The organism is Gemmatimonas phototrophica (assembly GCF_000695095.2).
Classification (GTDB): domain Bacteria; phylum Gemmatimonadota; class Gemmatimonadetes; order Gemmatimonadales; family Gemmatimonadaceae; genus Gemmatimonas; species Gemmatimonas phototrophica.
Map to the genome: position 1 here is coordinate 1,509,746 of NZ_CP011454.1, position 20,053 is coordinate 1,529,798.

The 20,053-nt window shown below is 65.9% G+C and carries 18 protein-coding genes; 4 read left to right on the forward strand and 14 right to left on the reverse strand.

Annotated features, from left to right (window positions below):
• Nucleotides 1–113: 113 nt before the first annotated feature.
• The 14 genes from GEMMAAP_RS06220 to GEMMAAP_RS06285 form a co-directional block, all read right to left on the reverse strand.
• Nucleotides 114–1,427 (reverse strand): DUF1501 domain-containing protein, encoded by a 1,314-nt coding sequence (locus GEMMAAP_RS06220; RefSeq protein ID WP_053334325.1) that lies wholly within the window; start codon nucleotides 1,425–1,427, stop codon nucleotides 114–116.
• 31 nt (nucleotides 1,428–1,458) lie between these two features.
• Complete coding sequence (locus GEMMAAP_RS06225) at nucleotides 1,459–3,036, reverse strand: DUF1800 domain-containing protein (protein WP_026850274.1); 1,578 nt, start codon at nucleotides 3,034–3,036, stop codon at nucleotides 1,459–1,461.
• Nucleotides 3,037–3,198: 162 nt separating this feature from the next.
• Nucleotides 3,199–4,461, reverse strand: a complete 1,263-nt coding sequence (locus GEMMAAP_RS06230) for a type II secretion system F family protein (RefSeq protein WP_026850275.1) — start codon at nucleotides 4,459–4,461, stop codon at nucleotides 3,199–3,201.
• Nucleotides 4,458–5,963, reverse strand: coding sequence for a GspE/PulE family protein (locus GEMMAAP_RS06235; RefSeq protein WP_053334326.1), 1,506 nt, complete (start codon nucleotides 5,961–5,963; stop codon nucleotides 4,458–4,460). Before GEMMAAP_RS06235 ends, GEMMAAP_RS06230 begins: the two co-directional genes overlap by 4 nt.
• A 7-nt stretch (nucleotides 5,964–5,970) precedes the next feature.
• Nucleotides 5,971–7,755 carry a secretin N-terminal domain-containing protein gene (locus GEMMAAP_RS06240; RefSeq protein WP_026850276.1) on the reverse strand — a complete coding sequence of 595 codons (1,785 nt, stop codon included), beginning with the start codon at nucleotides 7,753–7,755 and terminating at the stop codon, nucleotides 5,971–5,973.
• 11 nt (nucleotides 7,756–7,766) lie between these two features.
• Nucleotides 7,767–8,279 carry a hypothetical protein gene (locus GEMMAAP_RS06245; protein ID WP_043581329.1) on the reverse strand — a complete coding sequence of 171 codons (513 nt, stop codon included), beginning with the start codon at nucleotides 8,277–8,279 and terminating at the stop codon, nucleotides 7,767–7,769.
• 26 nt (nucleotides 8,280–8,305) lie between these two features.
• Complete coding sequence (locus GEMMAAP_RS06250; RefSeq protein WP_026850278.1) at nucleotides 8,306–8,881, reverse strand: GspMb/PilO family protein; 576 nt, start codon at nucleotides 8,879–8,881, stop codon at nucleotides 8,306–8,308.
• Complete coding sequence (locus GEMMAAP_RS06255; RefSeq protein WP_026850279.1) at nucleotides 8,878–9,996, reverse strand: PilN domain-containing protein; 1,119 nt, start codon at nucleotides 9,994–9,996, stop codon at nucleotides 8,878–8,880. The genes GEMMAAP_RS06250 and GEMMAAP_RS06255 overlap by 4 nt, the downstream gene beginning before the upstream one ends.
• A complete protein-coding gene (locus tag GEMMAAP_RS06260) occupies nucleotides 9,993–10,871 on the reverse strand; it encodes a hypothetical protein (protein WP_026850280.1) in 879 nt (292 codons plus the stop codon). The genes GEMMAAP_RS06255 and GEMMAAP_RS06260 overlap by 4 nt, the downstream gene beginning before the upstream one ends.
• 11 nt (nucleotides 10,872–10,882) lie before the next feature.
• Complete coding sequence (locus GEMMAAP_RS06265) at nucleotides 10,883–11,485, reverse strand: prepilin-type N-terminal cleavage/methylation domain-containing protein (protein WP_026850281.1); 603 nt, start codon at nucleotides 11,483–11,485, stop codon at nucleotides 10,883–10,885.
• A gap of 2 nt (nucleotides 11,486–11,487) precedes the next feature.
• Entirely contained in the window at nucleotides 11,488–11,796 is a 309-nt protein-coding gene (locus tag GEMMAAP_RS06270; protein WP_026850282.1) for a hypothetical protein, read from the reverse strand.
• Complete coding sequence (locus GEMMAAP_RS06275) at nucleotides 11,793–12,251, reverse strand: type II secretion system protein (protein ID WP_145979029.1); 459 nt, start codon at nucleotides 12,249–12,251, stop codon at nucleotides 11,793–11,795. Before GEMMAAP_RS06275 ends, GEMMAAP_RS06270 begins: the two co-directional genes overlap by 4 nt.
• Nucleotides 12,252–12,368: 117 nt before the next feature.
• Nucleotides 12,369–13,124: a hypothetical protein gene (locus tag GEMMAAP_RS06280; protein WP_026850284.1), complete on the reverse strand. Its 756-nt coding sequence runs from the start codon at nucleotides 13,122–13,124 to the stop codon at nucleotides 12,369–12,371.
• A 30-nt stretch (nucleotides 13,125–13,154) separates the two neighbouring features.
• Complete coding sequence (locus GEMMAAP_RS06285; RefSeq protein ID WP_026850285.1) at nucleotides 13,155–14,576, reverse strand: S41 family peptidase; 1,422 nt, start codon at nucleotides 14,574–14,576, stop codon at nucleotides 13,155–13,157.
• A 173-nt stretch (nucleotides 14,577–14,749) separates the two neighbouring features.
• Here GEMMAAP_RS06285 and tal point away from each other — a divergent pair, with 173 nt between their 5' ends.
• The 4 genes from tal to GEMMAAP_RS06310 all read left to right on the forward strand — a co-directional run bounded on the left by tal (nucleotide 14,750) and on the right by GEMMAAP_RS06310 (nucleotide 19,972).
• Complete coding sequence (gene tal, locus GEMMAAP_RS06290; RefSeq protein WP_026850286.1) at nucleotides 14,750–15,880, forward strand: transaldolase; 1,131 nt, start codon at nucleotides 14,750–14,752, stop codon at nucleotides 15,878–15,880.
• A 96-nt stretch (nucleotides 15,881–15,976) separates the two neighbouring features.
• Nucleotides 15,977–17,404 carry a pyruvate kinase gene (pyk, locus tag GEMMAAP_RS06295; RefSeq protein ID WP_053334446.1) on the forward strand — a complete coding sequence of 476 codons (1,428 nt, stop codon included), beginning with the start codon at nucleotides 15,977–15,979 and terminating at the stop codon, nucleotides 17,402–17,404.
• A gap of 31 nt (nucleotides 17,405–17,435) precedes the next feature.
• Entirely contained in the window at nucleotides 17,436–18,251 is an 816-nt protein-coding gene (locus GEMMAAP_RS06300; protein WP_202969197.1) for an MBL fold metallo-hydrolase, read from the forward strand.
• 299 nt (nucleotides 18,252–18,550) lie between these two features.
• The gene (locus GEMMAAP_RS06310; RefSeq protein WP_053334327.1) at nucleotides 18,551–19,972 is read left to right on the forward strand and encodes a class II fructose-bisphosphate aldolase; all 1,422 of its coding nucleotides are present in this window, start codon (nucleotides 18,551–18,553) and stop codon (nucleotides 19,970–19,972) included.
• Nucleotides 19,973–20,053 lie beyond the last annotated feature (81 nt).

Consider the following 20,053-nt stretch of genomic DNA (forward strand, 5'->3'; position numbering starts at 1 on the left):
TCGGGTCACCGAATAACTGCGGAGTAACTGCGGAGTTACTGCGGGGTGACTGCGGTCACCGTGTTAACGCGGTCACCCGATAACCCATAACGCTTTTACAAGCAGTTCCGCCGTTACGGTTTGGTAACCCCTCTGAATCTTGGCGTATAATCCGGGAAGATCACGCCAAGGTTCGGGTTGCCGAGTCGGTTTTGCACGATTTCGGCGAGAATGTCACGATGGTCCAACGTGACGCGCAAATCCTGACCGGATTCGAGAACTTCGCGGGCCAAGCCCGGCCAGCCGTTGGTGAGCACACGGCCGCCATTGATCTTGCGCCCCATGGTGAACGCCACATTGCCACGGCCATGATCGGTGCCACGGTCGCCGTTCTCGCGCGCGTTGCGGCCAAACTCCGAAATCACCACCACCGTGACGCCGTACGTTGTCGTACCCTGCACGACATCAGCATGAAAGGCTGCCAGCGCGTTGGCCAGATCGAGCATGTTGTTGTGCATGCCCTGACCATCCATGCCCGGCACGTTGCCCTGGTTGGAGTGGGTATCCCACCCACCCTTGAAGGCGTGAATCGCCTCGACGCCCACATCGGCCTTGATCAGCGCCGCCGTCGAGCGCAGTACATTGCCAAAGCCGGAAGTGGGGTACACCGCGCCATTGGCCGGACGATAGCCGGTGATGTTGATGCTTTGCAGCAGCGCAATGGTGTTGGTGGAATCGAGCGCGTTGGCCGAGACCGGATTGACCGCCTGGCTGTAGTTCTGCGCCAACCACTGCGTACGGGCCGTTGCCGTGGCGACATTTCCGCCGATCGTGAAGTTGGTGGGGTTGGGAATGGGCAATGCTTTCGGACCCAACTCCAACGTCTTGGGCAACCCTGCGGTAAAGCCAATAGCCCGCAGCGGCGCATCACTGCGCAATGGCGCGCTGGTGGCCAGATGCCGACCCAGCCAGCCACCGGCCACATTCACGTCCCGCGGTTTGCCGACCTCGATGTACCGCTGCGCATCGAAATGCGAGCGCGAGTTGTCCACCGAGCCCGTCGCATGCGCAACCAGCAGGTCTCCTGCCTGATACGCCGGATATAGCGGGGCCATGCCCGGCGAGAAGCCGAAAAATCCGTCGAGATTGGTGGCGCGATTCGCGGTGCCGGCCGCCGCATCGGGGCGCGCAATCGCGATCGTCGGGCGCCCGGTGTAGTAATCCGGATCGCCGTAGGGCACGACCATGGACATGCCATCGGTTCCACCACTCAGGAAGACCGACACCACAATATCGCGTGACGAATTCGACGACTGCGCCATGACCACCTGCGGCAGCCAGGTTGGCACGAACGCGGCCAATCCGACACCGCCGGCCATGGTGAGGAAGTCGCGGCGGGCCAGCGTCTGGTATTCCTGACATCCGGTGTCGATCGTATCGTCGCTCATGCGTCAGGTGTGCGGTGAAGGGTGCGGAACATCAATACCACTGGAATTCGTTGGCGCTCATCGCCAACGAAAGCGTTTCACGGACACGCGCATCGTTGTACGTACCACCGCGCAGATAGCTCAACAGCGACGCCCGCAACGCCGTCGGCATCTCCCCGGCAAACAGGCGCGTCGTAATCTGCTGCACCACCCCGTCGGCATTGTCCGGCGCACGGAAGAGCATCGAGTCGCTGCGGTACGTGGTGGTAGAGGTTTGCGCCGACAGGTACTGCATGTGCGTCCAGCGGGAGAGCACGAGCCCGCTCCACCACGCGATGGAATCAGGGAAGCCGTCGGGCTGATCCCACCGGAACAGCGGCATTCCCAACCCCTCGTTGTTGCGTCGGGCGTTGCGCACGTTGGGGACCGTGGCCGGCGTCGCCCCCAGCGCGCGCATGGCGGAAATGGCCAGATGAAAAGGACGCTTGTACTTGGCCGGTGCCGCCATGAGGTTCTTGCTGGTCACGATCGTGCGGATCATGGCCCGGATGTCACCGCCCGTCCGCGTGAAGGTCGCGGCCGTCGCGTCAATCACACTCGCCGGTGGCTCATACGACAGCAGCCACCGCGCCATCTTGGTGCTCACGAAACGCGCCGTGCTGGGATGTGCCAGCAGCATGTCGATGGCACGATCGCCCTCCCCCTTCATCTCAACATCGGTGGCCGTGGAGGCCATGCCCGGGAACAACTGCCCGAGGAACGTCTTGGCGTTCCGGTCGTGATACGTCCGGCGCCACAGAAACGTGCCGTCGGTGTTGGTGCTCCATCCCGTCAGGATGCGCGAGAGTTCGGCCACATCGGTCTGGGTATATCCACCATCGACCCCCAGCGTGTGGAGCTCCATGATCTCACGCGCATAATTCTGATTGGGCGTGGGCGTGCGACTGGAGTTCTGGTTGAGGTAATTCAACATGGCCGCGCTCTGCGCCGACGCCTTCAGCAGATCACGGAAATTGCCCATCGCATGACGGCGAATCACGTCGCGATCATCGAGCAGCTTGTTGAAGCCCACGTTCCCCACTTCAATGTCAATGCTGAAATGGTCCGTCCAGAACTCCACCATGCGCTCATACAACTGCTTGCGCGAGAACAACGCCCGATACCACGCGGCGTCCGCCAACTGGTTCATGACCTCCGTGCGGTCCTGCGTGCGCAGCGCCGCGCCGGTCATCGCCAGCATGGGGAGCCGCGTGGCCAGCAGCGTGTCCACAACACTGTCGTCAATGGCCGCCGGGTTGAGCTGATACTCGAGATACCCGCTGAAGCCCAACTGGCGGGCCCGAGCCACTTCGTCCGGCGACAGCCCCATCGTGAGCCGTCGGACCAGGCGCAACACCGGGTCGCGCCACCCGAGCGAAACATCGGCACCAGGTGTGGTGCCCGCCGGCAACGGCGCCCCTCGTCCGCCGCCCGCCCGCGGAGGCTGCGCCGAGACGGCCTGCGCTGCCGCCAGGGCGGCAACGGCACTCGTCCCCATGGCAAAAAACCGCCGACGGCTGGGAGCCGCCTCCGGCACGGTCGCGATGTCGCTCTCGGTGCCGCCCTGCTCGAGCTCGGTAGGGTTGATCATGGATCCAATGCTTCACGTAGAGGGCGATTCTGTCAATGAACGGAACACAATCTTTGCAAACCCACCGTGCGCACCGTCACACAGCGTGAGTGCCGAGGCCCGCCGGGTGACAGCTGTTCATGAAGCCGGAAAGTCCGGCCAGCCTGACGTGCGTCAGACGGCTCACAACGGGTTGGCGTTAAGACCATAAATGGCCTGCAGCAGCGCGAGCGCCACAAACGCGACGACCCCGCCAAAGCCCAGAATCATCACCGGCTCAATCAGCGTCACCGCACGCCCCAGTTGGCGTTCGGCCGCCTCGTCCGCCGCCTCGGCGGCCCGGGCGGCCAGCGATGCCAGCGCTCCGCCAGCCTCGCCGGCCTGCAGGAGCTGACGGGCCAGCGGCGGGATATCGCTCCCCAAGGCCTCCACCACCGACTCGCCGTTTCGCACCCGCTCTTCGGCCGGCGCCAATTGCGCGGCATACGCGACGTTCCCCACCGTAGCCCGGGCCAATTCCATGGCGCGCAGCAATGACACGCCGGCGTCGAGCGCCAGCGCCAGCGTCCCCAGATAGCGCGCCACATCCCGCTGGCGCTCAAAGGCACCAACCAGTGGCCAGCGCAGGCGACGCGCATGCCAAGCCGCCCGCCGGCTCGGATCGCGAAGGCTGCGCTGCCACAGCGCCGCGCCAACCGCCAGCAGCGGAAAGAGCACCCAGCCGCCGCGGGCGAGGGCGGCACTCATCAGCATCAATCCCTGCGTGGACAACGGCAGGCTCTGTCCCGTATCACCGAGCAAGGTGGCGAATCGCGGCACCACCACGAGCAGAATCACCAGCGTCCCGACAATCGACGAGAGGCCGAGCACCGCCGGATACACCAGCGCACTGCGAACACGCGCGGCGACCTGTCCGCGCCGCTCCAGCGCTTCGGCGAGTCGCCGGAACGTCAGTGCCAGTGCGCCGGTGGCTTCGGCGGCGGCCACCGCAGGGGCAAAGAACGAGGGCAATGCGCCGGCACCGGCCATGGCGTCGGCCATGGAGCGTCCATCGCGCACGGATCGCTGGACTTGACCAAACACCTCGCGCCACTGCTGCTCCATGGCGCCGGCGCGACCACCCAGGTCGTCCGGCTGAGCGGCAAAGTCGAGGGCGCGTTCGGCCGGTACACCGGCGGCCAGCAACGTGGACACCACTCGGGTGATACTGGCCAGCGACTCCTCGTCCTGACCGGACCAGCGCGCCCACGTTATTGCCGCGCGTTGCCACCATCCGGAGATGGCCCCGGTGCCGGCCGACACGGCAGGCGCACTGTCGGGGTGCAACTCAATGACCCACAGCGACTGCTGGCGCAGCTGTGCCAGCGCTCCTGCGGCCGTCTCGGCGCGCAGCTCCCCCCGCAGTTCACGGCCGGATGCATCGGCTGCCACGTACGACCAGGTCACCCCTCGTCTCCGGCGTTGAGCACCCGGGTCAACTCGGCCACGGTGGTCTGCCCCTCCCGAACGAGACGCACGCCATCATCGCGCAGTGAGGACACCCCGAGGGCGCGCACCGCCTGCCGCATGGCGTTCGACGAATCGCCGCGCGTGAATTGCTCACGCAAAGCATCCGTCATCGTCATCAACTCCACGATGGCCAGCCGTCCGCGATACCCGGTCCCCGAACAGCGGTCGCACCCGCGCCCTTCGCACACCTTTTCCGGGATTGCTCCGTTGCCCAGCAGTGCGCGCTCCTCCGGCAAGACTGCGCGCCACGCACCACAGTCGCGACACACACGCCGCACCAGCCGCTGCGCGACCACCCCCTGCAGCGTGGCCGTGAGCAGATAGGCCGGCACTCCCATGTCGCGCAGACGGGCCAACGCCCCAATGGCATCGGTGGTATGCACCGTGCTCAGCACGAGATGGCCCGTGAGCGCCGCGCGCACGGCGATTTCCGCCGTCTCGGCATCACGCATCTCACCCACGAGAATCACATCGGGGTCGTGTCGCAGGATGGCGCGCAACGCTTCCGCGAAGCCAAAGCCGGCCCGCGTGTTCACCGGCAGCTGCACCACATCATCGAGACGGTACTCCACCGGGTCTTCCACGGTCACGACTTTCACCCCCGGTGCACTGCGCTCTCGCAGGGCGGCGTACAGCGTGGTGGTTTTTCCCGAGCCGGTAGGGCCGGTCACGAGCACCAGACCACTGCTGCGATGCAGCAAGGCGCGAAGTGCCTCACGCGTGGCGTCGGCCATCCCCAGCGCGTCGAGCAACAGCGGCGTGGATGTCGCCGCCTGTTCTTCACCGCCATCCAGCAGTCGCAGCACAATGCTCTCGCCGTGCAGAGCCGGCAGCGTGGAAATGCGAATATCCATTTCGCGCTGTCCGACACGCACGCGGGCCCGCCCATCCTGCGGCAGTCGGCGCTCCGCAATATCGAGACCGGCCAGCACCTTGATGCGGGACACCACCGCCGCACGAAACTCCTGCCCCAACTGCTGGACGTCGCGCAGAACCCCATCGAGCCGCATGCGAATGCGCACCCCATCCGCGCGCGTCTCGACATGGATGTCACTGGCGCCGGCGCGCAGCGCTTCGGCCAGCATGGCATTCACGACCTGAACTACCGGTTCGCGGTTGGCCAGCGCCTTGAGGCTGTCGAGCGACTCCACGACATCACCGGCCAGCGTCTCCGCGGTGGCCGCGGGCGTGTCGCGCGGGATGGCGACCAGGGCCGCACGGATATCACCGGCTCCTGCCGGCACGATCTCCACGCTCGCGCCGAGTGTGCGTTCGAGCGCGTCGAGCACATGCAGGGGCGGCATCCCGTCGGCCGCCACGCGTGCGACTGTGCCGTCGAGGGACAGCGGCAACACCGCCTGCTCCTCCAGCCAGCGCGCCGGAAAACGGCGAGCCAGTGGCTCAGCAGCAGCCGCGCGGAGGTCGCGTGCATCCGTCATGAGCGACTCAGCGCGATGGCGGTCGCTTGACCGGCGTGTCGTTCAACGCGCCCGGCGACTTCTCTTCCATCCGCTTGCGAATACGCTCCCGAATCGCGTCGGCATCGGTGTCGGAACGCACGATGTACGGCGTCACGAAGATGGCCAATTCGGTGCGCTGCCGTGTGGTGGATTGGCGTCGGAAGAGTCCGCCGAGGTACGGGATGTCCATCAGCAGCGGGATCCCCTGATCCTGCACCTGACGCGTGTCGCCAATGAGGCCGGCAATCACCACCGTTTGTCCATCACGCAGTACCGCCCGCGTACTGGCTTCGCGCGTGGAGATAATGGGCGCGCTGAGTGCCGCTGACACCGTTTGCGGCGTGAGGGAGCTGACTTCCTGCAGCAGCTGCACCGAGACATAGCCATCATCGTTGATGGTGGGCAGAATGGAGAGCTTGGTGCCGACATCCTGGTACTGCACCGCGCGGTCGATGGAGATGTCATTGCCCAGGCGGGTGCTGGCAATGAACGGGACCTTGCTGCCCACCAGAATGGTCGCTTCGCGATTGTTGACCGCAATGATCTCCGGCGTGGACAGCACCTGCACCTTGCTGGTGGAGGCAATCGCACGCAACAGGGTGCGGACGCCCGTGCCATCCAGTCGAACCAACCGCAACAATGCCGAGGTCGATCCGGTATCCGGGATTTCCGGGTTGCCGAACTGCCCCTGCACGTCGCCACCGCGATTCACCGCGGCCCAATCCACACCGAATTCAAAGCCGCGTCCCAGCGCGATCTCGGCAATCGTCACCTCGAACAGCACCTGCGCCGGTCGGATATCCAGCGCGTCAATGGTTTCCCGCAGCATGGGGAAGTTGGGAGGCGCCGTCCGTATCACGAGCGCATTGGTGGGGCCGTTGGCGACCACCGTCGTACGTCCCACCAGCAACCCGGCGGCTGAATCGCGCGGCGCTCCGGCGGCTACGGGGGCGGCGGAGCCGGCGCCACCCTGTGGCAGCGCTGCGTTGCGCGTGCGGAACGTTTCGGTCTCGCGAGCCCGGAAGCTGTCGAGGGCCCGGGTCAACGAGCGGTCGCTCAGGGATCCGATGTTGGTGTTGGCCACCTGCACACCGAACAGCTGGCCAATGGCGGAAGCGAGATCTTCCGCCGACGCATACTTGAGATTCACCACATACGTGCGCAGCCCCGCTTCGCCGGCCGGCGACGCGTCGAGCGTGCGCAGGAGTTCCAGGTACCGCGCCATGTTACTGCCGCGATCGGTGATGAGCAGGGCATTGGAGCGTGCGACGGTCTCCACGCGCGCGCCCTTGGCCAGTACCGCGCGCAATGCTTCGGCGCCTTCGTCGGCGCGAATGCTTTGCAGCGGCACCAGCTGCGTGACCAGTCCCAGAGGCGGCGGATCGGGAAAGGCAAAGCCGGTGCGCAGCGCACCGGCCGACGGTGCCTTGTCGGTTGGCAGCACCTGCGCCACCATGCCGCTCGGCACCAGCATCAGCCCGTGGGCCTCCAGCAGCGATTCCAGCACGCGCTCCACGTCGGCGGTCTGCACCGCCGCCGGGGTCGCGAACGTCACGCGCACATCGGGGATATCGCTGAGGATCACGGTGCGCCCCAGCACCTGTGCGAGTGCGCGGATAACATCGGCCAGTCGTGCATTGGCAAAATCGAGTGATGCTGATTTCGACGTCTCGGTGGGCCGGACTTGTGCGCCGAGCGGATGCACCGGGCCCCAGGTGACGGCCAGCGAGAAACCCAGCACCAGCGCCCCGATCCGGGCGCAATGACGCATACAGAAAACCTTCACGGTTCGACCCCGTTGGAGTCCGACGGAAATTTGCGGCGCAGGCGCACGGTGCGCGTGCCCGACTCAGACGCTAGCTCCACACGATCCACGCCAATGGCACGCACCCGGTATCCACCTACACGGTCACCGGTTTGCACAACACGCGGCACACTGTCTAAGCCGGGCACACGCAACAAGGCTCGACGCACCCCATTCACCATGAGCACCCCCTGCAGTTCCGGGGCATCCGTGCTCAACGAAGTGACAGGATCCGCCATCGGCACCATGAGCGGTTCCTGCCCGGGAAGTACAAAGCGCACCCGGGGGGCTTGTCGCGTGGCACTGAAGAGATTCGTGCGGACCATGCTCCTCATGCTGCTGTCCGACTGATTGTCCGACGGCGGGCGGTCCAGTGGGGCGGGGGATATCTCCACGGGCCGTTCGGCAATCGGCGCGATTGGTACCACAAGCGCGATCAGGCCCAGGACGACCACCATGGCAGACGCGGCATGCAGCCAGGCAGGCGTCACGCGGCGAGGGGTTGTTGGCGGCGCCATCAGCGGGGCCTCTCGTCGCGTATCACAGCGGCCCGCACACTGAGGGACAGCTGCAGGACATCCGGCGCGCCGCGGAGCGCGCTGTTCTGTTGCACCGTAAAGCGCTCCACCTGCACCAGCCGCGCCCCCGATTCCAGCGTGCGGAGCAGCGCCGCCAATCCGTGGATATCGCCTACCGCCGTGAGCGTACCGCGCACGGCTTCGGTGCTGTCGCTCTCCGGCTCTACCTCCACGCGAGACACGGCCATCCCCGCACCTTCGGCCGCGTCCTGCAACAGTGTTTGCAAGGCGCTGGCCGCCAGTGAGGCGTCCGAGGCATGCAGCGCACGCCGAGGAGAGGCGGCAAGCCAGCGCTCATCGGCATCGGCGGTCCGCTCAAGGTCACTCGTACGGGCGATGTAGCCGGCGAACAAACCCGCGCGCTCCCGCGTGGCCGAGATTTGCAATTCGCGGCTCTGAAAATGACGCCACAGCGGCAGCAGCCCGTAAACCACCAGCAGGGCGGCGGTCGCAATCAGTGCGCCGCCCCTCACCACCAGCCGCTCCCGCTGTTGCTCAGAACGCGAGGCACTCATGGCGTTTGCCCGGTGGGAGAGGCCGCAAGAGCAAAGGACAGGGAGAAGGAACTCCGCGGCTGTCCTCCATCAAGAAAGCGGGTACTGGGGGCCAGACTGCGTACATCCCCCACTCCCGGCAGCCCCGCCAGCAGTGGTACCAGCGACGCGGCATCACGTGCACTGCCGTCGAGGCGCCAACGGCTGCCATCCCATTCTGCGCGCTGCACGAACACATCCGCCGGCAGTCGCTCACCGAGCAGTGCCAACACCTCACTGATGCGAGGGTGGGTCGTGCCTTCCGTCAGCAGCTGACGTTCGCGCTGTGCCCGCTGCCGACGGGCGTCTGCATCAAGTGCCGGTTGCGCCCGGATTGCCAGCGCCTCGCGCTGCGCGTTCCCCTCGGCCAGCGCACGCTCGCGCCACTGATCGGCACTCCACAGGCAGAAGGCGATCGCCGCGACGCCAATACCGGCGGCGCGCCACCAGGCGCCCTGCCGCCGCGCGAGCATCCGACGCTCCAATGCCGGATCGAGCAACTGCCAATCGAGGGGCAGTGCCCCCGCGTTTAGAAGGGCGGTCGCGCAGAGAGAATCATCGAGTACGGTTGCGTTTGCCGGCGGTGACTGCCGCAGGCGACGAACCTGCCGCAACGTGCCTTGGCGGAACTCCATCACTCCGGTTTCACCAGACGCCGCCGTGGTATGCACCGTGCCGTCCACACCGGCCAACTGCGCTGCCTGAGGGAGTGCGACTACTGCGTCCACCGGCGCAATGGTGGCAAACGACCGGACCCACGTGGTGAGCGTGTCCGCCGGCATCGCGAGCGCCACACCATCGGCGATCGCCACGGCAGGGGGCGCGGCAAACGGAAACCAGCGGTCCGCATCCAGCTGCAGCATGCGTCGCTGTTGCGCCAATGGTACCGGAGGCAATGTCAGCGGCACCGCCTCAAGCCAGGCGAGTCCCACCACGAGTACCAGCTGCGTCGGTTGGTGGGGCAGGGCGGCGAGTGTACGCACCGCCGCTTCGGGGGCGTCGGACTGCCAGGGCACGACGGCCACCGGGGTCACCGTTCCCGCGGCGTACACGCGCACCTGGTCGCTGGTCAACATCAAGGCCCAGCGCCGGCTCATCGTGACTGCTCCCGCCACCGTACCAGGCGCAATTCGCGACCTTCCACGGCGTACACGGCCTGAATTTCATGAGTGACGGCCGTGCCGGGCTGCCATCCACGCCCCACGATGCTCAGTCGGGTTGGGCGATCGACCAGCGACCCACTCGCGGCGGCGCGCACCGCCCGCGACGCATGCCGACGGTCAATGCGTCCATCGCCATCAACGGTCAGCTCATCGGCTATTGGAGCCATCCACCGGGCGTCGTCACCCAGCAGCTGCTGGACCTCGTCCAGCGAATCGAAGGGACGCAGCAGCCGAGGGGCTGCGCGACGCCCCAACAAGCTCGCCACGAGCGAGTCACGCGTGGCCAGGGAATCGCGTGTGGGCGCCGACAGCCGGTCGCCGCGCACATGGGTGTCCAGCATGGTGGCGATTCGCACGGCGACATCCGCCGGCGCTACCGTACGCAGGAGTGAGGTCAATCCCTCCACCCCCGCGGTGTTCACATCGAGGCGAGCACTCACGTTCACCAGCGTGGCCGCAAAGGCGCCATACTCAAGACTGTCACTGGCGAGTGGGCGGCTCCGATCCGTCGGCGCCAGCAGGGCATCGAACATGGCGTCCTCCGCCAACGAATCCGTTGCCGCGTCCAGCTGCGTTTCCACGGTGACACGCGCCGCGAGTACCGCACTCTCCGCCATGGCCCGTGCGGTCGCCATGGCACGGCTGTTCACGGTGAGGTGGGCGGAATCCCGCGCCGCTTTGCCGGCCATCGCCGTCAGACTCACCAGTACCGCGATGGTCATGAGGGCGGAGAGCAGCGCGGCGCCACGGCGCTGCCGTGTGACCGGGCCTACCGGGCGACGAAAGGCCGGTTCCGTCGTGAGGTCCATCGTTACGTATGTCACTGGCCGCTCCCGTCCGTCGCCAACGGACTGAGGACGACCACCAGCGGCTCACCTGGCGTGTCCTTCTGCCGCCAGTGCAGACGCACGGCGGCGGGCCGCGTTTGCGCAATTGGCCAATCAGCGCGCCACGCGGCAGCCTCGCCGGCACGCGTTGGCTCCAGTACCTCGATGTCAAGCGCGGCACCATTCGGCAGCTGCATCGTGATGGCCGGTGTCGTGACGTCCTCGCGTACCGGGACCGCCTGCAGCCGGAGCCCCGTGCTGTCCTCCCACAGGGTCGCCCGCCACACGGGGCCAGCGCCAAAGGGGGCGTGCACGCCAGTCGTCAGAAATTCCAGCACCGTGCCATCCACGTTCCGACGGATCTGCAGTAACGGTTCCGACGCACGGTCCCCGCTAGGCGCGTGCCGAAGCATGTCGGTGAGCATCGCCCGCAGGCGCACATCCGCCCCGCGGACCTCTCCATGCGCTTCGACACGCTCACCGGTCCGGCGCGCGGCTACCATGGTGGTCCCAGCCAGCGCGGCGGCAATGGCGGTGAGCGTGAGAGCGAGCATGAGCTCCACCAACGTGAAGCCCGTCCGGCGAATGCGCGGCATGCTCAGCGCCCAACCGTTGGCCGTTCCATCAGCCGAACCAGTTCCACCTGTCCGCCGTCCGGCTGGGGGACGCGCACCCGCACCAGCTCCAGACGTGGGTTGGCGGCATAGCGCTGGCGGTCCACGGACACCCCTTTACCTGCCGGGAGTCCCAGCACGGCGGCCGCCAGTTCACTCTCCGCCCGAACGGTCGCCGCGCTCACCAGTTCCGCTTTGCGCTGCAACTGCGCGGCGTTACGCGTTCCCTCCAGGCAGCCAATGGCCACCACCGACAGGATCACCGTCGCCAGCAGCGCTTCCAGTAGCGTCATCGCCTGGTCCGGGGCTCAACCGTCCACCGGCATTTCCCCGCATCAAACGCGGCGCGATGCTCCTCGCTGGGAATCCACCCGGGCGAGGGGCGGCAGGTGCCGCGGGCGTCCACCGTGAGGTCGAGCGGGGCAGGAGGGGCCGTGATGTTGCCGGCGGCTATCGGGTCCGTAAGGTCGGGCGCCACGACGCTCCACAGCCCGTCGTTGTACACCCGCACGCGAAGCGACTGCTGCCGCTGTACGGCCAGACGGCGCGCGCTGTCCACCACCGCCTTCATGTCACTGGCCGACTCGGCACGCCGTGTACCGCTTTGGGTGACCTGTCGGGACAGCAGCAGAGCGCCCGCAATCCCGAGGATCACGAGCACCACCAGCACTTCCATGAGGGTCAGCCCCACCCGTAAACGCAGGGGGGGCAGAGGGCGCGACCGGGAGGCATGCAAAAGGAGAGGCACGGCAGACAATCTCGGGGCCTTCCCGGGGAAGTCAACAAACAATAGTCACAACACCGGCATTCCCTGCTCCGGGATCCCCGCGCCGTTCGCGACGCGAAACGGCGCGGGGCGGGGCAGTTACTTCTTGATCAGGGGCACAATGGCGGCCGGTACCGACACTTCCACGGCGGCGTTGGTCTGCACGTCCTTGATCGTCATGATCATCGTCTGCGGACCCATCGTGGTCTGCGCCTTGGTGGCAAACTTGATGCCGCCAAAGGTCTTGTAATCCGACACGACGGTGGAGGTCTGAATGCTCCCCATTTCGCTGGTGATCGTCGCCTCTCGGCCAACTTCCAGTCCCGAGGCCGCAGAGAAGTAGATCCAGCTTTCCGAGCCAGTTCCCTTACGTACGAACTTGAGCTTCCACGTCTTTTCTCCGGCGAAATCCACCGACCCTTCGTTGGTGATGGACGTATAGCGATCGGCGTCGTACAGCATGCTGTAGAAATCGGCCTGCTCCATCATCTGATCCTTTTCCTTGCCTTCCACCAACCGCGGACCCTGCATGGGGTTCACGGACCAGGCATTCTGGCCGTCCGTTCCCGTCAGGACTTCGCCCATACCGCCCAGCACCATCTTGGTGGACACCTTGTTAGGCGCCACTGCTGCCAATTCCATCTCCGCCGTCAGGCCGGCACCCGGGAGCTCCATGGTGCCGATCTGCTTGTACGACGTCATCTTGGCGATCGCGTCCTTGCCGCCAATGGCTGCCACGTGCTTGGCAATCACCTCGGCCGCGGTCGGTGCCGCCTGCGCGACCAGGGCCTGCGCCGACAACAGCAGCGCGGCCGACACCGTGAACGCAGTACGAACCGTCTTCAATGCAAACATGCGAGGGTGCTCCTCAGGGAAATGGGACCTTCAGGGAATAAGCGGGCGCGCTGCGCGGCGCGCCGCCCAGAGAATCGCTGCGTCGAGCGCAGGATCCTGTCCGTCCAGCAACGCGCGACGGAGCAGTGGGGTCACAGTATCGGGACGAACGCCGTCGCCTTCCACCGGTTTGCCAGTGGGGCCCAGGAAGTCCGCGATCGCGTGATACAGGATGTCACCGTTCGGCAGTCGCTCCGGCACTGACGGGAGCGCCTGCCCGGCGGTTTGCGTACCAAAAACCGTAGCGCGGCCAATCGCCTGCAGCCCACCGGCAAAGATCTCGGTGGTACTGGCCGACAGCGGGTCCACCACCAGCGCCAACGGGCCGGCAAAGGGGCGGACCGGACGATTGCGGGTATCGCTGCGACGGGGGTTGGCCAGGAACTTCATGGTGCTGCCGCGCTGGTGCATTTCGCCAAGCGCGTAGGCGCTATCGACGAAGTGCCCGGCAAATCCCATGGACATGCCACCCACACCGCCAAAATTGCCGCGCACGTCGAGCACAATGGCATCGGCCCCGCGCAGCGAATCCATGGCGGCATCAAAACGGGCCGCCAGTACCGGCATCCAGATGTTGAATCGGATGATCCCCACCGTGCGCCCGTCGCGCTTGACCCGCTGCCACTCGAGATGGGCCTCTACCGGCGGCAGATTGCCAAATTTCACCACCGAGCCGCGCACCGGCGCAAAGACCAATGGCACCGTCCGCATCTGGTTGGCGGCATCGCGGAAGGTTACCGCCAACGTGTCCCCCTCGGCGCCGGACAGCGCTCCCGCCACCATCTGGTAGGCCATGAGCGTGCGGCGTCTCGGTTCCAGGGTGGTTGGCAGTTGGGCGACCCGGGGGGCTACCGGGCAGCCACGAATGCCCTCCACCGTCCAGCCGGTACGCACGCCAGCTTGCCAGGCGGGGCCTGTGGAATCGATCGAGGACACCACCGTCAACGACTCCACCAGCCGGGTCTCGAAGCCGAGGGTACCCGTGGGGCGCCCGCTACTGCCGCCACCGTTCGAGGCCCCCGTGGCGTCCGAGACTTCCTGCGGGATGATGGCGAAGTGCGACTGCTTGAGTCGGCTTACCATGTCGGAGAGTACCAGCCGCAGCTCGCCTCGCGTCCGGGCGGCCTGCGCCCGCGGACGGAGCTCCTCCCGTACCGCCAGCCAGTTTACCCCATTATACGTCGTGTCCCAATGGGTCCGGCGGATAATCGCCCAGGCGGTGTCAAAAGTGACCAGGGGATCGGTCGCGGGAGCGTCCGCCAGCGAAGACGAGGACTGCGACGCCGGTACGCCGCAGGCGGCGGCGAGGGGGGCGGGCACGGACGTGCTCGCCGACACGGCTCCCGGCGCACGGCCAGCGCAGGCCGCGAGCACCAGTGCACATCCGGGGAGGAACAGAGCGCGAGAGACCATAGTAGCAAGATAGTTCGGAAATCCGACTGAATTGTTTCAATTTAATAGGGAGTAGCTTTATCGGCTATAAGAAAGTGTTTTCAGAAACAATTGCCCACTGCTCTCCCCGGGGCCCTGTGCAGCACATTACCATGCAGTGTTGGACCATTACTCCACGTGTTTCTCCGGATCCCATGTCCGCTCGCTTGCACGCGCTGCACGCCGCCGGCCAGTCACTCTGGCTGGACTATATCGATCGCACCATGCTCTCCAATGGAGATCTGGCGCGCCGCATCGCCGAGGATGCCCTCACGGGCATGACCTCCAATCCGACCATCTTCGAGAAAGCGCTGGCAGAAGGCGCGGCCTACGATGGACAGCTCGCCTCGATTGATGCGGCCCTGTCTGATCGCGAGGCCTTTTTCACGTTGGCCGCCACTGATGTGCGAAACGCCTGCGATGCATTTCGCGGTGTGTACGACCGCACGCAGGGTGTGGACGGGTATGTCTCTCTCGAAGTCTCGCCCGATCTCGCCAAGGATGCAGCGGGAACGGTAGCGGAAGCGCGTCGCCTTTGGGCGATTGTGGACCGCCCCAACCTCATGATCAAAGTGCCCGGGACGGTCGAGGGCGCGGTCGCCATTCGCGAACTCATCGCCGATGGTATCAACATCAATGTCACGCTGCTCTTTGCCGTCGATGCGCATGCGCGGGTCATTGAAGCCTACCTGGCCGGTCTGGAGCAGCGCGCAGCAGCGGGCTTGCCCATTGATCGGATCAGCTCTGTGGCCAGCTTCTTCGTGAGCCGGGTGGATTCAGCTATCGACAAGCAACTGACCACGATGGCCGCTGCGGCTCCCGAGCACGCCACGACGCTCCTGGCGCTACAGGGGAAGGCCGCCATTGCCAACGCCAAGCTGGCGTATCGTCTGTTCACCGCCTCGTTCTCCGGTCCACGTTGGGCGGCACTCGCCGCACATGGCGCGCGCGTACAGCGTCCGCTGTGGGCGTCCACGAGCACGAAGAACCCGGCGTATCGTGACGTGATCTATGTGGAGGAGCTGGTGGGCACCGATACGGTGAACACGTTGCCGCCCGCGACCCTCGAAGCCTTTCGCGATCACGGCGAAGTGCGGGTTTCCGTGACGGAGCAGGTGGCCGATGCCGAGCGCGCACTTGCCGCGCTGGAGGCGCACGGCGTCTCGTTGCAGGCTGTGACGGATGTTTTGCTGGCTGAAGGGCTCGCCTCGTTCGAGCAGTCGTTTGTGACCCTCCTCGCCGGGCTCGCGCGCAAGCGCGCGACGCTGGCGTCTTCCACCGCTTGATTGCCGGTTGATCCTTTGGCTACCACCACCCGCGTTATGACCATTCCACGTACCGGCCCCGAACGTGCCGCATCCCTGGCGGCAGACTCTGATGCCATGACCAGTGTTTTCAAGCGCGCACACATTCCTCGCACCAAGATCGTGGGCACGTTGGGGCCGGCCAGCAACACCGCCGAGTCCATTCGGGCCCTGGTGGACGCGGGGCTCGATGTGGCGCGCATCAACTTCTCGCACGGCACGCACGATCAGCATGCGCGCACCATTGCCACGGTGCGGGAAGTCTCCGAAGCCGCGGGACGCCCAGTGGCCATTTTGGGCGACCTGCAGGGACCGCGTATCCGCATTGGGGCGCTGGCGGCCCCCGTTGAACTTGAAGTGGGCGGCACCGTCGTCCTGGTGCCCGAAGACGTTGCCAGCGGCGACGAAATCCCCATCACCTACGCCGACCTCTGTCACGACGTGACCACGGGCAACCGCGTGCTCATCAACGATGGCCTGTTCGAGTTGGTGGTGACCCGGGTGGAAGAACCGCGCGTCTGGTGCACGATCGTGCACGGCGGCAAGCTCACGAGCAACAAGGGTATGAACCTGCCCGGCATTGCCGTGTCTGCACCGTCACTCACCGAAAAGGATCGGGCCGATCTGGCGTTCGCCGTGGCGAACGATCTTGACATGGTGGCGCTCAGCTTCGTTCGCCGCGCGCAGGACATCCATGAACTGCGTGCGCTGATTCCCAAGACGATGCTGGTGGTAGCCAAGATCGAAAAGGATGTGGCTCTCGACAACATCGAAGAGATCATGCAGGCCACCGACGCGGTCATGGTGGCACGTGGTGACCTTGGCGTGGAACTGCCCTTCGAAGAAGTGCCGATTGCCCAGAAGCACATTATTGCCACGGCCAATCGCATGGGACGACCGGTCATTACGGCCACGCAGATGCTGGAGTCGATGATCGACAACCCGCGACCCACGCGCGCCGAGGCCAGTGACGTGGCCAACGCCATTCTCGATGGGACCGACGCGGTGATGCTGTCGGCGGAAACGGCCGCAGGGCACTATCCCCGCCTGGCCGTCGAAGCCATGCGCCGTATCATCCACGAAATCGAAACACGTCCGCGTCCGGGGGCACACAGCCACCTTGATCGTCGCGTCGTGAACGGCGTGAACACGGAAGAAGCCATTGCGGCGGCCACCGTGGCCGCCGTGCGCATGCTCGAGGCGCCGCTGGTGGTCGTCTTCACCAAGAGCGGCTTCACGGCGCGCATTGTCTCGTCGCACCGGCCGTCCGTGCCCATTCTCGCGCTCACCGACGAACCGCGCGTCTGCCGGCAGCTGGCGCTGGTCTGGGGCGTGGTGCCGCGGCTCGTGCCCACCGCTCGTGGCTACGACCACATGGTCGCCATGGCGCTGCGCGAGGCGCTCGATCTCAATCTGGTCACCAAGGGCGATCGTGTCCTCGTCACGGCCGGTGTGCCGTTTGACGTGCCCGGGACCACCAACCTGCTCAAGGTCGAGACGGTTTGATCATGGATCGGCGCCCGTTGCGCCTGATCGAGTGCCACGGACGTCGTCGCTGACGGCGTCCGTGCGACTCACGTTTCTCGGCACCGGCACCAGTTTCGGCGTGCCCCAGATCGGGTGCGCCTGTGCCGTCTGCCGTTCGTCCGATCCGCGCGATCGACGGACCCGCTGCGGCGCCGTCATTGAGACCGACCACGGGTCCCGGTTGCTGATCGATACGCCTCCCGAGCTGCGGCTGCAGCTGGTGGCCACCGGGATCATGTCCATCGACGCCGTGCTCTTTACGCACGAACACGCCGATCACATTCACGGCATCGATGACCTGCGGGCGTTCAGCATCCGGCGTGACACGCCGCTGCCCATGTTCGCCGAAGCGGCGACCTTTGCCACCCTGCAGGCGCGCTTCCCCTACATTTTTGACGCGTCGTTTCGACCGTTACCCGGCACCACGCGTCCCGAGGGGGCGCCGCAGGTCATTGTCCCCGGTGTCCCGTTTCAGGTGAACGCCACCACCGTGCTGCCCATCGCCGTGCCGCACGGACGCGCGTCGGTTGTGGGGTTCCGGGTGGGCGACCTCGCCTACATCACCGACGCCAAGACCCTGCCTGAAACGGCGCTTGAGGCGTTGCGCGGCGTGCGGGTGCTGGTGCTCAACGCGCTGCTTCGAACGCCGCATCCCACGCACCTCTCCATTGCCGAGGCCGTGGAGATGGCACAACGCGTGGGCGCGCAACGCACATTCCTCACGCATCTCACGCACGACACTCTTCACTCGGAGCTGGCCGCCGAACTGCCCGCCGGCATTGCGCCGGCCTACGACGGTTTGGTCGTGGATCTGCCGGGGCGCTGACTCATGGCCCTGTCGTTCGACTTCATCCAAAGAAGGACTGGCGTTGTGCCGCTCGGAGTGGGCATGACGGAGGCCTCGTGGCGTGTTGCCGCCGCGCCGTTCGCCTGCGGTCTCCTGGAGCGCGCCGGCGGCAACCAGCCCCGGCCGCAGTGGGATGCGTTGCCCAAGTCTGACCCACGATGGGCGATGTAGGGCGATATCGGACACTCGGGGCCCCTCCGGGGGCTTGCCGCACGTGTCCTCACTGTGGGAACTTTCCCGGGTAGATGTACCCGCATTCTGAACCCTGATCACTCCCCATGTCTGAATCCACGATCAAATCGGCGACGCTTGTTGGCGGCGCCGTGACCGTCGCCGATGGTGCGGTACACGTTCACGATGTCGCCGCGCTGGCGACCGACAAGTTTGATGGGTTGGTGCACCAGGCCGTGTTTGGCGCCACCGAAGCCGAGCGCGATTTTGCCCGCTGGGTGATCTGGGAAATTGGCCAGCACGTGGGCGTGCGCCCCGCCTCCATTCACGAGCTCTACGAGGCGCGAGGCCAGGGCAAGTGCGGCGGCTTCACGGTGCCCGCCATGAACATCCGCGCCATGTCGTACGATACGGCGCGCGCCATTTTCCGCACCGCCATCAAGCTCGAGGCAGGCGCGTTCATTCTGGAAATTGCCCGCTCGGAAATCGCCTACACCGAACAGCGCCCCGCCGAATACGTCACGGTGATGTTGGCGTCGGCGTTGCGCGAAGGGTTCCGCGGCCCGGTGTTCATCCAGGGTGACCACTTCCAGGTGAACCACAAGAAGTTCGCCGTCGATCCGGTCACCGAAGTGAACGCCGTGAAGGCGCTGGTCACCGAAGCGGTGGCCGCCGGCTTCTACAACATCGACGTGGATACCTCCACGCTGGTGGATCTTTCCAAGGAGACGTTGGCCGAACAGCAGCGCCTCAACTACGAAGTGTGCGTGGACATCACGCGCTTCGTGCGCGCCGCCGAGCCCGCCGGTGTCACCATCTCCATTGGTGGCGAGATCGGTGAAGTGGGCACCGAGAACAGCACGCCGGAAGAACTCACGGCGTTCATGGAAGGCTTCAACGCCACGCTGGCCGCGCAGGCCCCGGGAATGGCCGGTCTCTCCAAGATCTCCGTGCAGTCGGGTACGTCGCACGGTGGCGTGGTGCTCGCCGACGGCAGCATTGCCGATGTGGCGCTCGACCTCGATACGCTGGAAACACTCTCCAAGCTCGGCCGCGACAAGTACGGCATGGCTGGGGCGGTGCAGCACGGTGCTTCAACGCTGCCGGACGCGGCGTTTGGCAACTTCCCCAAGCGTGAGACGGCCGAGATTCATCTGGCCACCAACTTCCAGACCATGATGTTCGATCATCTGCCGGCGGAGCTGCTGCAGGAGATCTATGCCTGGTTGGATGTCAACGCCAAGGATGAGCGCAAGGCCACCGACAGCGATGCGCAGTTCTACTACAAGACGCGCAAGAAAGCGATTGGGCCCTTCAAGAAGACGTTGTGGGCCTTGCCGGCTGACTTGCGTGCCAAGCTAGGCGCGGCGTACGACGCCAAGTTCACGTTCCTCTTCACGCAGCTGGGCATCAGCGGCACGAAGGCGTACGTGGAGCAGTATGTCACCGCTCCAGCGCAGCACCGTCCGTTGCCCACCGGCGCGTCCACGATCATTGCGGCGCCCGATGACGCGGATCTTTCGGACTGAGTGACCAGTAGTGAGGGGGAGGCCGTGTGTGGCGTTTGCTCCGCCCGGCCGCCCCTTGGGACCCTGAACCTGCAGGAGGTC

Bases quoted from the DNA above. Each gene is read 5' to 3' on its own strand.
- GEMMAAP_RS06220 (WP_053334325.1), bottom strand. From the start codon at position 1,427: ATGAGCGACGATACGATCGACACCGGATGTCAGGAATACCAGACGCTG.
- GEMMAAP_RS06225 (WP_026850274.1), bottom strand. From the start codon at position 3,036: ATGATCAACCCTACCGAGCTCGAGCAGGGCGGCACCGAGAGCGACATC.
- GEMMAAP_RS06235 (WP_053334326.1), bottom strand. From the start codon at position 5,963: ATGACGGATGCACGCGACCTCCGCGCGGCTGCTGCTGAGCCACTGGCT.
- GEMMAAP_RS06240 (WP_026850276.1), bottom strand. From the start codon at position 7,755: ATGCGTCATTGCGCCCGGATCGGGGCGCTGGTGCTGGGTTTCTCGCTG.
- GEMMAAP_RS06250 (WP_026850278.1), bottom strand. From the start codon at position 8,881: ATGAGTGCCTCGCGTTCTGAGCAACAGCGGGAGCGGCTGGTGGTGAGG.
- GEMMAAP_RS06255 (WP_026850279.1), bottom strand. From the start codon at position 9,996: ATGAGCCGGCGCTGGGCCTTGATGTTGACCAGCGACCAGGTGCGCGTG.
- GEMMAAP_RS06260 (WP_026850280.1), bottom strand. From the start codon at position 10,871: ATGGACCTCACGACGGAACCGGCCTTTCGTCGCCCGGTAGGCCCGGTC.
- GEMMAAP_RS06265 (WP_026850281.1), bottom strand. From the start codon at position 11,485: ATGCCGCGCATTCGCCGGACGGGCTTCACGTTGGTGGAGCTCATGCTC.
- GEMMAAP_RS06270 (WP_026850282.1), bottom strand. From the start codon at position 11,796: ATGACGCTACTGGAAGCGCTGCTGGCGACGGTGATCCTGTCGGTGGTG.
- GEMMAAP_RS06280 (WP_026850284.1), bottom strand. From the start codon at position 13,124: ATGTTTGCATTGAAGACGGTTCGTACTGCGTTCACGGTGTCGGCCGCG.
- GEMMAAP_RS06285 (WP_026850285.1), bottom strand. From the start codon at position 14,576: ATGGTCTCTCGCGCTCTGTTCCTCCCCGGATGTGCACTGGTGCTCGCG.
- tal (WP_026850286.1), top strand. From the start codon at position 14,750: ATGTCCGCTCGCTTGCACGCGCTGCACGCCGCCGGCCAGTCACTCTGG.
- pyk (WP_053334446.1), top strand. From the start codon at position 15,977: ATGACCAGTGTTTTCAAGCGCGCACACATTCCTCGCACCAAGATCGTG.
- GEMMAAP_RS06310 (WP_053334327.1), top strand. From the start codon at position 18,551: ATGTCTGAATCCACGATCAAATCGGCGACGCTTGTTGGCGGCGCCGTG.